Source organism: Pseudooceanicola onchidii (genome assembly GCF_004959925.1).
Classification (GTDB): domain Bacteria; phylum Pseudomonadota; class Alphaproteobacteria; order Rhodobacterales; family Rhodobacteraceae; genus Pseudooceanicola; species Pseudooceanicola onchidii.
The window spans coordinates 727,433-741,572 of record NZ_SPUW01000001.1; the positions used below are offsets into that span (position 1 = coordinate 727,433).

At 66.0% G+C, this 14,140-nt stretch carries 15 protein-coding genes; 4 read left to right on the top strand and 11 right to left on the bottom strand.

Annotated features, from left to right (window positions below; all coding sequences use genetic code 11):
• Positions 1-20 precede the first annotated feature (20 nt).
• The 3 genes from E4S58_RS03475 to E4S58_RS03485 all read right to left on the bottom strand — a co-directional run bounded on the left by E4S58_RS03475 (position 21) and on the right by E4S58_RS03485 (position 4,308).
• Complete coding sequence (locus E4S58_RS03475) at positions 21-1,811, bottom strand: aminopeptidase P family protein (protein ID WP_136634908.1); 1,791 nt, start codon at positions 1,809-1,811, stop codon at positions 21-23.
• A 78-nt stretch (positions 1,812-1,889) separates the two neighbouring features.
• Positions 1,890-3,764 (bottom strand): cobaltochelatase subunit CobT, encoded by a 1,875-nt coding sequence (cobT, locus tag E4S58_RS03480; RefSeq protein ID WP_136634909.1) that lies wholly within the window; start codon positions 3,762-3,764, stop codon positions 1,890-1,892.
• A 142-nt stretch (positions 3,765-3,906) separates the two neighbouring features.
• Positions 3,907-4,308 carry a hypothetical protein gene (locus E4S58_RS03485; protein ID WP_169052588.1) on the bottom strand — a complete coding sequence of 134 codons (402 nt, stop codon included), beginning with the start codon at positions 4,306-4,308 and terminating at the stop codon, positions 3,907-3,909.
• A gap of 202 nt (positions 4,309-4,510) precedes the next feature.
• Between E4S58_RS03485 and E4S58_RS03490 the strand changes: the two genes are divergently transcribed.
• Positions 4,511-5,119: an NADPH-dependent FMN reductase gene (locus tag E4S58_RS03490; protein WP_136634911.1), complete on the top strand. Its 609-nt coding sequence runs from the start codon at positions 4,511-4,513 to the stop codon at positions 5,117-5,119.
• A gap of 100 nt (positions 5,120-5,219) precedes the next feature.
• Here E4S58_RS03490 and cobS read toward each other — a convergent pair whose 3' ends face one another.
• Entirely contained in the window at positions 5,220-6,203 is a 984-nt protein-coding gene (gene cobS / locus E4S58_RS03495) for a cobaltochelatase subunit CobS (RefSeq protein ID WP_136634912.1), read from the bottom strand.
• A gap of 134 nt (positions 6,204-6,337) precedes the next feature.
• Here cobS and E4S58_RS03500 point away from each other — a divergent pair, with 134 nt between their 5' ends.
• Both E4S58_RS03500 and E4S58_RS03505 read left to right on the top strand, forming a co-directional pair.
• Entirely contained in the window at positions 6,338-6,880 is a 543-nt protein-coding gene (locus E4S58_RS03500; RefSeq protein WP_136634913.1) for a sigma-70 family RNA polymerase sigma factor, read from the top strand.
• Positions 6,877-7,569, top strand: coding sequence for an anti-sigma factor (locus E4S58_RS03505; protein WP_136634914.1), 693 nt, complete (start codon positions 6,877-6,879; stop codon positions 7,567-7,569). The genes E4S58_RS03500 and E4S58_RS03505 overlap by 4 nt, the downstream gene beginning before the upstream one ends.
• An 80-nt stretch (positions 7,570-7,649) precedes the next feature.
• Here the strand turns inward: E4S58_RS03505 and E4S58_RS03510 are convergent, their stop codons facing one another.
• Positions 7,650-8,279: a J domain-containing protein gene (locus tag E4S58_RS03510; RefSeq protein ID WP_136634915.1), complete on the bottom strand. Its 630-nt coding sequence runs from the start codon at positions 8,277-8,279 to the stop codon at positions 7,650-7,652.
• A 74-nt stretch (positions 8,280-8,353) separates the two neighbouring features.
• Between E4S58_RS03510 and E4S58_RS03515 the strand changes: the two genes are divergently transcribed.
• Positions 8,354-8,611, top strand: a complete 258-nt coding sequence (locus E4S58_RS03515) for a BolA family protein (RefSeq protein ID WP_136634916.1) — start codon at positions 8,354-8,356, stop codon at positions 8,609-8,611.
• Between the two features lie 3 nt (positions 8,612-8,614).
• Here E4S58_RS03515 and E4S58_RS03520 read toward each other — a convergent pair whose 3' ends face one another.
• The 6 genes from E4S58_RS03520 to E4S58_RS03545 form a co-directional block, all read right to left on the bottom strand.
• Entirely contained in the window at positions 8,615-9,151 is a 537-nt protein-coding gene (locus tag E4S58_RS03520) for a DUF4177 domain-containing protein (RefSeq protein ID WP_136634917.1), read from the bottom strand.
• A 137-nt stretch (positions 9,152-9,288) separates the two neighbouring features.
• A complete protein-coding gene (locus tag E4S58_RS03525; RefSeq protein WP_136634918.1) occupies positions 9,289-9,759 on the bottom strand; it encodes a thioesterase family protein in 471 nt (156 codons plus the stop codon).
• Positions 9,756-10,268, bottom strand: a complete 513-nt coding sequence (locus E4S58_RS03530; RefSeq protein ID WP_240789448.1) for an acyl-CoA thioesterase — start codon at positions 10,266-10,268, stop codon at positions 9,756-9,758. Before E4S58_RS03530 ends, E4S58_RS03525 begins: the two co-directional genes overlap by 4 nt.
• A 140-nt stretch (positions 10,269-10,408) precedes the next feature.
• Positions 10,409-11,923, bottom strand: a complete 1,515-nt coding sequence (gene gatB, locus E4S58_RS03535) for an Asp-tRNA(Asn)/Glu-tRNA(Gln) amidotransferase subunit GatB (protein WP_136634919.1) — start codon at positions 11,921-11,923, stop codon at positions 10,409-10,411.
• Positions 11,924-12,034: 111 nt separating this feature from the next.
• Complete coding sequence (locus tag E4S58_RS03540) at positions 12,035-13,192, bottom strand: hypothetical protein (protein ID WP_136634920.1); 1,158 nt, start codon at positions 13,190-13,192, stop codon at positions 12,035-12,037.
• Between the two features lie 183 nt (positions 13,193-13,375).
• Positions 13,376-14,122, bottom strand: coding sequence for an SDR family oxidoreductase (locus E4S58_RS03545; RefSeq protein ID WP_136634921.1), 747 nt, complete (start codon positions 14,120-14,122; stop codon positions 13,376-13,378).
• Positions 14,123-14,140 lie beyond the last annotated feature (18 nt).

Genomic DNA, 14,140 nt, shown 5'->3' on the forward strand with positions numbered 1-14,140 from the left:
GTGACAATTCTGTAATATGCTCAGAGAGCTTCAACCGCCGCGTCAAACCATAGCCTGCAGTCCTGCGGCAGGAGAGGGCCGATATTGTCGCGGCATGTGGCGTGGTACGCATTTATCCACGCCCGTTCCTCTGCCGTCAACAGGTCGGTCGCGATCAGCCGCCGGTCAATGGGCACCCAGGTCAGCGTCTCGAAATCCAGCATGTCCCGCGCATCGCCGCCGGTGACGGGATCGGCAGGCTGAACGGCGATCAGGTTCTCGATCCGGATGCCGAAGGCGCCGTCGCGGTAATAGCCGGGCTCGTTCGACAGGATCATGCCGGGCAGAAGCGGCACGTCACCGCCCCGGGCAAGCCGCTGCGGCCCTTCGTGTACACAGAGGTAGGCGCCGACGCCGTGCCCGGTGCCATGGTCGTAATCCATCCCCGCAAGCCACAGCGGATACCGCGCCAGAGCATCCAGATGCGCCCCCGCCACGCCGCGCGGAAACCGCGCCCGGGAAATCGCGATCATGCCCTTGAGGACAAGGGTGAAGGCGCGCTTTTCCTCGGCCCCCGCATCGCCGACGACCAGCGTGCGGGTGATATCGGTGGTGCCGTCGGGATATTGCCCGCCGCTGTCCAGCACGATCAGCGCACCCTCTTCGAGCCGACGGTTCGTGTCGGTGCTGACCCGGTAATGGGGCAGGGCACCGTTCGGCCCCGCACCGGCGATCGTGTCGAACGAGATCTCGCGCAGCATGTTCGTATCCCGACGGAACCCTTCGAGAGAGGTCACCAGGTCGATCTCGGACAGGTCCGTCTGATCGGCGGCGTCGAACCAGGCCAGGAACCGGCACATGGCGACGGCGTCGCGGATATGGGCGTCGCGCATCCCCTGCAGTTCGCCTGCGTTCTTGCAGGCCTTGGGGATACGGCAGGGATCGGTGCCATGCCGTGCCTCTTGCCCGGTGTCGGCCAGCATGTCGGCCACCGCCTGCGGCGTCGACTGCGGGTCGATCCGCAGCGGGCCGGTCAGATCGGCAAGGACCGCGGCCAGATCGCTTTCGGTGCGGATCTGAACCTCGGGGCCCAGGTGGTCGCGCACCGCGTCGCATTTCGCCGGATCGGTCAGCAGCACCGCAGAGCCATCGGCCCGCAGCACGGCGAAGGCATGGGCAATCGGGTTGCGGGGGATGTCGGCGCCGCGGATGTTGAACAGCCAGGCCACGCTGTCGGGGAGGGTGATCAGCGCGGCGGCCTCGCCCGCCTTGCGCAGGTCCTCGGCCAGCCGGGCGCGCTTGGCATCATGCGTCTCACCCGCGAATTCCAGCGGATGGGCCGTGATCGGCGCGGCGGGCGGGGCGGGCTGGTCGGCCCAGATCCGGTCGATCAGGTTGTCGGTGCGCCGGAAGGTCATCTTCGGCAGATCGCGCGACAGGCGCGTGATCTCGTCGATCGTGTGCAGCCAGGGATCGAAGGCCAGAACGCCACCGTCGGGGTAGGTCTGGGCCAGCCAGCCGACATGGCTTTGCGCGGGCCAGTCCATCGGGGTGAAATCGGGCGCGACCTGCGCGCGCACCTGCACGCGGTAGCGGCCGTCGACGAAGACCAGCGCATGATCGGCGCTGACCAGCGCAAAGCCCGCCGATCCGGTGAACCCCGTCAGCCAGGCCAGCCGGTCGTCGCGCGGCGCGACGTATTCGCCCTGGAACCGGTCGGCGCGGGGCACGAGGTAGGCGTCGATCTTCTCGGCCGTCATGACATCGCGCAGACGCGCCAGGCGGGGCGGGCCCTGATCCGGCGAAGAGGGGCTGTCGAAGGTCTGGAACATGTCAGGCGCCTCGCTTGTGGGGGCCGCCGGAGGGCGCTGCCCTCCGGACCTCCCGGGATATTTGGGGCAAAAAGAAGATCAGGAGGCCTTCCTGATCCCCGAGAACCGGGCCCGGGCCCGCGGGTCTGTGTCGAAAAGCGCGGCCAGCTGTTCGGTCATCGCACCGGCCAGCTGATCGACGTCCGTGATCGTCACGGCGCGGTCGTAATAGCGGGTCACGTCGTGGCCGATGCCGATGGCCAGCAGTTCGACCGCCTTGCGCTTTTCCACCATGGCGATGACATCGCGCAGGTGCTTTTCCAGGAAGTTCGCCGGGTTGACCGACAGGGTCGAGTCGTCCACCGGCGCCCCGTCCGAGATCACCATCAGGATCTTGCGCGCTTCGCGGCGGCCCTGCATCCGGCGGTGCGCCCATTCCAGCGCCTCGCCGTCGATGTTTTCCTTCAGCAGACCTTCCTTCATCATCAGGCCAAGGTTTTCGCGCGCGCGCCGCCAGGGCGCGTCGGCGGACTTGTAGACGATGTGGCGCAGGTCGTTCAGGCGGCCGGGCTGCTGCGGCCGACCGTCGTTCAGCCAGGCCTCGCGGCTTTGTCCGCCCTTCCAGGCGCGGGTGGTGAAGCCCAGGATTTCCACCTTGACGGAACACCGTTCCAGCGTGCGGGCCAGAACATCCGCGCAGATCGCCGCGATCGAGATCGGACGGCCGCGCATCGAGCCGGAGTTGTCGAGCAGGAGCGTCACGACGGTGTCGCGGAATTCCATGTCCTTTTCGACCTTGAACGACAGCGGCGTGGTCGGGTTGGCCACGACCCGGGCCAGGCGGCCGGCATCCAGCACGCCCTCTTCCTTGTCGAATTCCCAGCTGCGGTTCTGCTGCGCCTGAAGGCGGCGCTGCAGCTTGTTCGCCAAACGCCCGACCGCGCCCTTCAACGGTTCGAGCTGCTGGTCGAGATAGGCGCGCAGGCGTTCCAGTTCGACCGGATCGGCAAGGTCTTCGGCCGCGATTTCCTCGTCATTCTCGGTGGAATAGACGGTATAGTTCGGGTCAGCTTCCGACGCGGGTGGCGGGGGCGGCGGCTCCAGCGGGGCCTCGCCTTCGGGCATCTCGGCCTCGTCGCCCATTTCCTCTTCGGCCATGTCGTCCATCGACACGGTCGCTTCAGAGGGATCCTGCTGTTCTTCCTGGCTTTGCTCGGGCGAGGCCTCGGCGTCGTCCTGGTCGTCGCTGTCGCCGGTGCTGTCGGGCTGTTCTTCTTCGTCCTGCCCGTCCTCGGTCGCCTCGTTGTCCTCGTCATCGCCGCCGTCCGGGTCATCCCCCAGCTGGTCGCCGTAGCCGAGGTCTTCGATGATGCGTCGCGCGAAACGGGCGAATTCGGCCTGGTCCGACAGTTTCTCCGCGAGGTTTTCCAGCGTGCCGCCGGCCTGATCCTCGATGAAGGGTCGCCAGAGCTCCATCACGTTCTGCGCGCCCGCAGGCATCTCGCGCCCTGTGGCAAGGTGGCGGATCAGGTAGCCCGCCGCGACCGGCAGGGGCGCATCGGCCATCTGGGTCACGCCTTCATAGCCCGCGCGCTTGGCCTCGGCGCCGATCTTGGCGTCGATATTGCCGGCGGTGCCGGGCATGTCGCGGGCGCCCATGGCTTCGCAGCGGGCAGTTTCCATCGACTCGTAGAGATCCCGGGCCATCTGCCCCGGAGGCGCGAATTTCGCATGGGTCGCGGCGTCGTGGTAGCGTCGGTGCATGGCCAGCGCATCCGCCGTGCCCCGCGCCAGCAGGACCTCGTCCTTGGTCATCCGCCGGCTGATCTGCGGCAGGCGCATGTTGTCGCCCGAGGTGCCCGAGGGATCGACGGAATAGCTGACGTTCAGCTCCGGATCATCGGCCATGACCTTGGTGGCCTCGGCCAGGGCCTTCTTGAACGGATCGGCGGGATTGTCGCTTGGCTTGCTCATGCGAGAGGTAAAGCACTCCGCGCGGTCCTCGGCAAGCGGTTCGCGGCGTGAGGGGGGCAGACCAAGGCCGCTCATGAGGGCAGGGAGGGGCGGGGCAGCATCCTGCCATTGCGCCCGGTCGGCGCGTCGCGGTCAAGGGGGGTCAGCTGGTCATCAGGAACAGGCATCGTTCCAACGCGGCGCGGGCGGTGGCACGGGCCTGTCGGGCCTGTTGCGGATCCCGGGTGAAACTGGCCCGCTGAAGCAGGGCGGCCTGCGCGAACTTTGCCTCGATCCGGGTGGCGAGGATGGCGGGACCCGCATCGGCCGGGCGCGCCGCATCGACGAGGTCGATCATCATGGCGCGCTGGCGCGTGACCTCGGCCGGGTCGTGGCCCATCAGCCAGCTGTGTTCCATTTCGGCAGAAAAGCGCCCGGCACAATCGGCGAAGATCATCACCGGATCCGACAGGTCGCCCGGCCCGGCCTGTCCGGTTGCCGGGGCAACCAGCCCGAGAGAGACAACAAGGGCGCGCACAAGATGCATGGGATCAAGATAGCGCACATTTCTTAATCAGACCCTTAGAAAATCGCGAGAATTTGGCAAAGGATGCAAATTTGCACTTTTCAGGTGGGCCGGAGTGTTGCAGCCGCGGTGACCGGCGACTCTCCGTTCCCGCACAGTCCATGTGCGACGGCCGGCCTTTTGCCTGCGCCTCCGCACGAAGATATTCCGCACATCGCAAATGCAAAACGGGGAGACACCAATGTCCCGCAATCCGAAGATCGCCCTCATCATCACTTCGACCCGCGACAGCCGCTGGGGTGAAGTGCCCGCCCAATGGATGCTGACCCAGGCGCAGGCCCGCACCGACCTGGACGTCGAACTGGTTGACCTCAAGGACTTCGACCTGCCGATGTTCAACGAACCGGCGTCGAACATGTGGATGCCGACGAGCGACGAGAAAGCCGTTGCCTGGCAGAAGAAGATGGCCGAATTCGACGGTTTCATCTTCGCCGTGGCCGAATACAACCACACCATTTCCGGCGCCCTGAAGAACGCGCTGGACCAGGCCTACAACGAATGGGTCCGCAAGCCGATGACCGCCATCGCCTATGGCTCCATGGGCGCAACCCGCGCGCTGGAACACCTGCGCAACATCGCCGTCGAACTGCAGATGGTGCCGGTGCGCAACGCCGTGCACATCGGCGGCGCGGACTTCTTCAAGGTGCACCCGATGGGTGGTGGCGCCCCGATTTCCGAGGTCGAGGAAAACCTGCTGCCCGCCGCCAAGGCAACGCTGGACGACCTGGCCTGGTGGGCACGCGCGACCATGGCCGCGCGGGACGCGGACGCTCAGAAGGCCGCTGCCTGAGGCATCCCGGGGCTCTGCCCCGGACCCCGAGGTATTTCGGACCAGAAGAAACGAGAAAGGGCCGCGCGATGCGGCCCTTTTGTCGTTGGGATGACCCCGGTCAGCTGGCAGCCGAGGCGGCGCTTTCGGGAAGCTCCTCGTCGAAGCAGCGCTGGTAGAATTCGGCCACCGTCTGGCGTTCCAGCTCGTCGCACTTGTTGAGGAAGGTCAGGCGGAAGGCGTAACCGATGTTGCGGAAGATTTCGGCGTTCTGGGCCCAGGTGATCACGGTCCGCGGCGACATGACGGTCGACAGGTCGCCGTTCATGAAGGCGGTCCGGGTCAGGTCGGCAAGACGTACCATCTGGCTGACGGTCTTGCGGCCCTTTTCGTTGTTGTAGTGCGGCGCCTTGCTGAGGATGATCGCGGTTTCCGCATCATGGCTCAGGTAGTTCAGCGTCGCGACGAGGGACCAGCGGTCCATCTGTGCCTGGTTGATCTGCTGCGTGCCGTGATACAGGCCCGTCGTGTCGCCAAGGCCCACGGTGTTCGAGGTCGCGAAGAGGCGGAAATACTTGTTGGGCGTGATGACTTCGTTCTGGTCGAGAAGCGTCAGCTTGCCGTCATGTTCCAGCACGCGTTGGATCACGAACATCACGTCCGCGCGGCCCGCGTCGTATTCGTCGAACACGATCGCGGTCGGGTTGCGCAGGGCCCAGGGCAGGATCCCTTCGTGGAATTCGGTGACCTGCTTGCCGTCGCGCAGCTTGATCGCGTCCTTGCCGATCAGGTCGATCCGGCTGATGTGGCTGTCGAGGTTGACGCGCACGCAGGGCCAGTTCAGCCGCGCGGCGACCTGTTCGATGTGGGTCGACTTGCCCGTGCCGTGATAGCCCTGAACCATCACGCGGCGGTTGTGCGAAAAGCCCGCAAGGATGGCGAGCGTCGTGTCGGGGTCGAACTTGTAGGTGCTGTCGACCTCGGGAACGCGGTCGGTCCGGTCCTCGAACCCCTTGATCACCATGTCGGTATCGATGCCGAAGACTTCGCGAACCGAGATTTCCTCGGTCGGTTTTGCGTTGATATCGGTCATGCCCTCGGCCATGGTTGCCCTGTCCTTTCCTCGTGAAAGCCTTGCTTGAGGCCCGCCCCGCAACATATCGAAGCGGAAAATGAGGGAAAGGGCAAAATGGCTGTCTTGCGGCCAATATCCGGGCCCACCCCCGGGGAAGGAGCACGATGACCACACGGCAGGAGATCGAGACCCTGATCGATAAGTGCGCCACCGGCGACCGGCAGGCCTTTTCCGATCTCTATCGATACACCTCGGCGAAACTCTTCGGCACGGCCCTGCGTATCTTGAAATCAGAAGCCGAAACGGAAGAGGCGGTACAGGAAATCTACGTCAAGATCTGGCGCAACGCCGATCGCTACCGGGCCGGGGGAACCAGCCCGATGACCTGGCTCATCACGATCGCGCGCAACCATGCGATCGACCGGCTGCGCGCCCGGCGCGCCATGGGCGGCGGGATGGACGAGGCCGAGGCCATCGCCGATGCCGCCCCGGGGCCCGAAGCCCTGGCCATGGCGGCCTCGGACCGGTCACGGATCGTTGCCTGTTTTGCGCTGCTGCCGTTGGACCGCGCCGAAGCCGTCCGGCGGGCCTACCTTGAAGGCGAAACCTATGCGGACCTGGCCAGCCGGTTCGAGGTGCCGCTGAACACGATGCGAACCTGGCTGCGCCGCAGCCTGATGAAACTGAAGGACTGTCTGTCGGAATGAGCGACGAGGATACCATAGGCGACGGCGACGACCGCATCCTGGCGGCCGAGTATGTGCTGGGGCTGCTGTCGCCCGCAGACATGCGCGGGGTCGAAGACCGGCTGGGGGGCGATGCCGCCCTGCGGTCCGAGGTCGCGCAGTGGCAGGAAACCTTCGTGACCTTCACCGACCCGATCCCCGAGGTCACGCCGCCCGAGCACCTCTGGCCTGCGATCACCCGGGATCTCGACACGCCCGTGACGACGCGGCCGCGCCGGTTCGGGCTGGGCGTGCTGGGCTATGCCCTGGGCGGTGTGCTGGCGGCGGGCCTGGCCTGGGTCGCCTTCGACAGCGGCGTGATGAGGCCCGCAGCCCCCGAGTATCAGGCCCGCATCGCGGCCGAGGACGACAGCCTTGTCTTCGAGGCCGCCTTCGACGCCGACACGGGCCAGCTGGCGCTGCAGTACCGGACGGGCGGCCATGCGCCCGGGACCTCGCTGGAATTCTGGCTGATCGCCGAAGGGCAGGCGCCGGTATCGGTCATCGTCTGGCCGGACGGGTCGCAGGCCGAAACGGTCGAGCTTCCCTCGGACCTGACGGGGCAGTTGACGGGCGCGGTGCTGGCCATTTCGGAAGAACCTGCCGGCGGGTCGCCGACCGGTCAGCCGACCGGACCGGTGCGCGCCGTCGGACCGCTGCAGGGCGTCTGACATTTACGGATCCCGACGTCCCCGAAGCGGGACGTCGCATGTGCCACCCCGCCCGGACAGATGGGCAGGGGGCCGCAGGGTCACTTGAAGTTGCGGCTGTCCTTGATCTGATCCCAGGCCCAGACGACCAGCTGAAGCTGTTCTTCCTGGCTGCGGTCGCCGCCGTTCATGTCCGGGTGCAGCACCTTGATCAGCGCCTTGTAGGACTTGCGGACCTCGGCCTTGGTCCAGTGGTCCTTGGCTTCCAGGATCTCGACCGCGCGGCGTTCGGTCGAGGGCAGACGACGCGTGGTGGCGCCGTTCGTGGACCGGCCCGGGTTGCGCGTGGCGTTCGATCCCAGCACCTGGTGCGGGTCGTCGATGCCCAACCGGGCCCAGGCCCGGGCCTCGGGATCGCCCAGGGGTTTCGTCTGGCGTTCCCAGACCTTGTCCTTGGACATCTGCGCGTTCATCTCGGCCTCGGTCGTGCCGTCGAAGAAGCTCCACTTCTGGTTATATTCGCGCACGTGGTCCTTGCAGAACCAATAGTAGTCATCCAGCACGTCCGGCGCCTTGGGCGCACGGTACTGCCCGGCTTCTTCGCAGCCCGGGTGTTCGCACTGTTTCTGCGAGGTCTCGGAGGCCCCGGTCATGCCCCGGCGGCCGCGGTTGGTCTTCTTCTTGGCCGAAGAAACCGACATGTCGAATCCGAAGGGGTCATTTTTGGCCATGAGATGTCCTTTCCGAGTCAGGCGCAGGAGTTTAGACTGTCTGTCCGAAGATTGAAGAGGCGAGGTTACAAAAAATGCTGGTATCGGCAGAGATACGCGAAAAGCTGGACGCGCGGTTTTCCCCGCGCGAGCTTGAGGTGATCGACGAGAGCGAACAACATATCGGCCATGCAGGGTATCAGGAAGGCGGGCAAAGTCACTTTCGGGTCAGGATGCGCGCCGAGGAACTGGACGGGTTGTCGCGGGTCGCGCGGCACCGCGCCGTGCACGATGCCCTGGGGCCCGATCTGATCGGGCGGATCCACGCGCTGGCGCTGGATCTCGCTGCCTGAGGGCTATTCGGCCGCCGTGCGCCTCTGGGCTGCGGCGGCATCCTCAACCGGGTCTTCGGCATCCTCGGCAAAGCGCGACGCCAGATCCTCAAGCGCCGCATCCGACGGGGCCTCGACCTCAGGATCGCTGTCCGACTGCCGTTGCGCGGCGCGTCGCCGCAACAGACCGCTCAGACCGCCCGCATCGGGGTCGGGCGCATCCCCCGAGACGGAGCCAGAGGTGTCGCTACCGGACACAGGGGGCAGCAGTAACGGCGCCTGCGGGGCCTCTTGGATCGCGCGCGGATCGAAGGCCGCCAGGTCCGACTGGCGCTTGCGGCGAAACACCAGCACGTTGCGATAGACGGTATGGGCATTCACCAGCCCGGTCTTTTCCTCGGACGGCAGGGTTTCGGCGCGCTGGTATTCCCACCCCTCGGCCGCCATGTCGTTCATCACCAGTTCCAGCGAATGGGCAAACCGGCCCTCGGGGCCGCTGATGCCCCGTCCACGCTTGCCACGCGCGGGCGCGGGGACGACCTTGTATTCGTAATGGCTCATCTCAATCCGTTCCGTCCTGCCAAAATGGCCCGGGGCCTGGCGGTTTTGGCCAGTATTCCCCGATCCGGACCGAATATGAAGGCAAAACATGCCCTTGGGACACGGACCCTGCGCCTGTGCCCCCGCTGCACGTCAGATCACTTGCGGATCGCCATGGGTGCGCCGACCCAGTCGGGCACCGGCAGCTTCGCATGTGCGTCCAGCGTCTCGGTCAGCTTCGCCAGAACCTCGGGCGGGTAGGGGGCGACACGGGGGCCGGACTGGTCGATGTGCAGGCTGATCCCTTCGCCGGTGGCGGCGATCCAGCCGTCCTCGTGGATCAGCTCCTGGCAGAAGTGATGCGCCTTGGGGCCGACATCCAGCAGCCGGAAGGACGCACGAACCTTGTCGCCCACATGCAGTTCCCGGACATAACGGATACGGAATTCGGCCGAATAGGTCGTGTGCGTTCCCTTCGAGGTATAGTCCCATCCCAACCCGAAGGTCTTGGCCACCTCGTCGACGCCGGTGTCGAACAGCACGCCGTAATAGGCCATGTTCAGGTGCCCGTTCTGGTCAATCCACTCCGGTTTGACCTCCATCTCGGGGGACAGGAAAATATCGCTCAAGATCTCACTCCCAATGGCAGCCCGACCCAATCGGGCACGGGTGAACTTGCCTGTTCTGCCGCCATCTTTTCAAGCGCATTCCTCAGCTTGTCGGTATAGGGCACCACTTTGCGCGCCTCCATGTCGACATGCAGGTTGACCGTTTCCGCCGTGGCGGCGACCCATCCGTCGCTGTGGATGAGCTCCTGGCAGTAGTGGAACGCCCGCGTCCCGACCTTCACGATCCGGAACGAACAGCGCACCCGGTCTCCCAGCAGCAGCTCTCGCAGGTAGCGGATGCGGAAATCGGCGGTCATCGAGGTCATGCCGTGATCGCGCCGGTAGTCCGCACCAAAGCCGATGGCGTTGAAACCATGGTTGCAGCCGATGTCGAACAGAACACCGTAGTAGGCCATGTTGAGATGCCCGTTGAAATCGATCCATTCGGGAAGGATCTCCATCTCTTCGGACAGGAAACGGCCGTCGATCATCTCTCCGGTCATGTTGCGGGCGTAGGGGTCGTGGGTCATGCGGATCCTCTGGTTCGGACCCGTGGTAAGGGGCGAGGCCACCGGGGTAAAGGCAAGGACGCCTTCGCCAGATATGCAAACGGCGGCAGGCTGGTGTCGCCTTGCCGCCGCTGCGGTGATGACTGGACGATTGGCCGGGCTTAAAGCCCCAGCTTCTCCGTCACCAGCTGGTTGACCGCCGCCGGGTTGGCCTTGCCGCCAGTGGCCTTCATGACCTGTCCGACGAACCAGCCTGCCAGCTTGGGATTCTGCTTGGCTTTTTCGACCTGCGCGGGGTTGGCCGCGATCACCTCGTCCACGGCGGCCTCGATGGCGCCGGTGTCGGTGACCTGCTTCATGCCCTCGGTCTCAACGATCTCTTCGGGGTCGCGGTCCTGGGTATAGGCGATCTCGAAGACGTCCTTGGCGATCTTGCCGGAAATGTCGCCCTTCTTGATCAGCGCCACGATCTGGCCCAGGCGCGCCGGGGAAATCGGGCTGTCCGAAATCTCGGCATCGTCCTTCTTCAGGCGGCCGAACAGTTCGTTGATGACCCAGTTCGCCGCCAGCTTGCCGTCACCGCAGGCCGCGACGACCTCTTCGAAGAAGTTCGCGTTCTCGGTTTCCGCAGTCAGCACCGAGGCATCGTAGTCCGACAGCCCCATGTCGCCCATGAAGCGCGACTTCTTGGCGTCCGGCAGTTCGGGCAGGGAGGCCGCGATGTCGTCGACCCAGGCCTGCTCGATCTCGAGAGGCAGGAGATCGGGATCGGGGAAGTACCTGTAATCCTGCGCCTCTTCCTTGGACCGCATCGACCGGGTTTCGTTCTTGTCCGGATCGTACAGGCGGGTTTCCTGCACGACGGCGCCGCCGGCCTCGATGATCGCGATCTGGCGCCGGGCTTCGACGTCGATGGCGGCCTGGATGAACCGCATGGAGTTCATGTTCTTGATCTCGCAGCGCGTGCCGAGATGCGAGAAATCCTGCGTTTCCTGGTACTTCTCGTACTGGCCCGCACGGCAGACCGACACGTTGACGTCCGCCCGCAGGTTGCCGTTCTGCATGTTGCCGTCACAGGTGCCCAGGTACCGCAGAATCTGGCGCAGCTTGGTGACATAGGCCGCCGCTTCCTCGGGGCCACGGATATCGGGGCGCGACACGATTTCCATCAGCGGCACGCCGGTGCGGTTGATGTCGATGAAGGACATGTGCGGATCCATGTCGTGGATCGACTTGCCCGCGTCCTGTTCGATGTGGATCCGTTCGATCCGCACCAGCCGCGCGACGCCTTCGCCCATTTCGACCAGCACTTCGCCTTCGCCCACGATCGGGTGATAGAGCTGCGAAATCTGGTAGCCTTGGGGGCTGTCGGGGTAGAAATAGTTCTTGCGGTCGAAGGCCGACCACAGGTTGATCTGCGCCTTCAGGCCCAGCCCGGTGCGGACCGCCTGTTCGACGCAATATTCGTTGATGACAGGCAGCATCCCCGGCATCGCGGCATCCACGAAGGACACGTTCGAATTCGGCTCGGCGCCGAAGGCGGTCGAGGCGCCCGAGAAAAGCTTGGCGTTGGACGACACCTGGGCGTGGATTTCCATCCCGATGACGAGTTCCCAGTCGTGCTTGGCCCCGGCAATGACCTTGGGCTTCGGGGTCTCATAAGTCAGATCGAGCATAACCGCCTCATGTGTCGCATATCGACAGGCGTTCTAGGCGGGATGGGCCAGCGGGGCAAGGGGGCCTGCGGGGCGGGCGCGCCCGGGGGACGGTCCGGGACCGGCACTGCCCTACATCCGGGCGTTGGTCCGGTTCGCCTGATGGATCGCGCCCATGGAAAGCGCGGAATTCACCGCGCCCTGCGCCCGTTTCGTCGCCGCCGCGATCCGACCCGAGGACAGCGGGCCTAGGTGCGATGCCCCGGGCAGCGCATCGGCGCGGGCCCAGACCTGCGGATGCAGTTCGGTCAGGTGGCGGTCGGTCAGTTCGGGCAGGGCCGCGTGGATCCGGCTCCGCGCCGTCTGGGCCGACCGCGACAGGTCGTCCGGCGCGACCTCGGGGTCCATGCCGTCGGCATAGGCCGCAAACAGGTTTGCCAGAACGGGATCGGGGCGCGAGGTCAGAATGTCGTGCATGCCCGCAATGAAGCGTTCGGTATCCAGCACCGAGGCCGCCGAGGGATCAAGCCGCAGCGCGTCGAACCACATCCAGGTATAGCCGCCATCGCGCCAGACCGATTTCATCTCGGCCGCGACGGACTGGGCCGTGGTTTCAAGGCGGTCGTGGGTGCCGAACCAGCGCGGCAGAAGATGCACCCCGTAGGCGCGCAGCCGGCCCGGGTTGGCCGCATCGGCGTCGATCGCCGACTGGTGCAGCGCATCGACCCGTGCGCCGGCACCGGGATCGGCGGCCAGCAGATCGCAGCGGGTCGCGGCGATCTCGGCGCTCAGGGGGGCGGTGACGGCGGCCTGCACGATCAGCGCCGAGGCTGCCTCGAACCGGTCAAGGAACCCCGCGCTCGGGGCTGCGGGCAGGGCATAGGGATCGACCTGGCCTTCATAGGCCCAGGCGCATTCGATCTGCGCCCGTGCCACGACCAGCGCGACGCCCCAGAAATCATCGTGTTCTTCCGCGATCTCCTCAAGCGCGCGGATGCCGCCGGGGACCGGCGCGCCGCCTTCGGTGATTGCACCCCGGGCATGTCGTACCGCGTCCGATCGGGCCCCGTCGGCCAGTAGCGCCGCCATCGAGACACCCGAGGGCGAGGTCACGCGCTTGCGGTCGGTTTCGTGGATCAGCTTGGCCAGCATGTCCCATCGTTCCTGCCGCGCCAGCGTCTGCCCCTTGGCAAAGTAGACATTGCGCCCCCGATCCTGCGCGGTCTCTCCGCGCACCGGAAGGGAAGGTCTGGGGGCCGTGGCCGTCTGTCTGGGGCGAAGGGGGGTCATGGGCAGCTCCGTCGTTCTGCCGATGGGTATGACGCCGCTTTCAGGCCGAAACGGGGCAGGTGTCGGGTCTTTGAACGAAATTGGCGTGACCGTCCGGGGCGAGCTTGGCGCAAAGATGGCCGCCGCGTGCCAATTGCGGCACCTTCGCCCGATACCCGTCCACAAGGTGAACGCCGTCTTGCCTTAACGGCCGCCCGCCACGTCTAGGATCGACCGCGTGGTATAGCTGGCGCCGTCCGACAGCAGCCACAGGATCGCCTCGGCCACTTCCTCGGCGGTGCCGGGACGGCCAAGGGGCGGGGTATGGCCGATCTGGCCCAGCCGGTCGGGCTCGCCCCCCTTGGCGTGGATATCGGTCTCGATCAGCCCGGGCCGCACGGCGTTCACGCGGATGCCTTCGCCTGCAAGCTCATCCGCCAGCCCGATGGTGAAACAGTCGATCGCCGCCTTCGAGGCCGCGTAATCCATGTACTGCCCGCCCATCCCCTTGCGCGCGGCCGTGGACGAGACGTTGACGATATGCCCGCCCGCGCCCCTGCGCCGCATAAGCGCCACCGCTTCGCGCGCCACAAGGATCGCGCCGATGGTATTGACGGCGAACATCCGCGTCAGGCGCTCGGGCGTCAGATCGGCCAGCGAGGCCCGGGTGTCGACGATGCCCGCGTTGTTGACCAGGTGCAGCGGCAGGTCCGGATCCGACGCCTCGGCGGCCTCCTGTCCCAACCGCGCGATGTCATCCGGGGTTTCCAGATCCGCCTGGATCAGCGTGACCTCGGCCCCACGGGTCCGGGCGTCATCGGCCACGTCCTCGGCCGCCTCGCGATTGCGGCCGTAGTGCAGCAGCAGATGCTGATCCGATGCCGCCGCCAGCCGCGCGCAGGCGGCCCCGATCCCGGAACTTGCGCCGGTGACAAGCAGAGTGCGTTTCATGATCCTGATCCTCCGCCC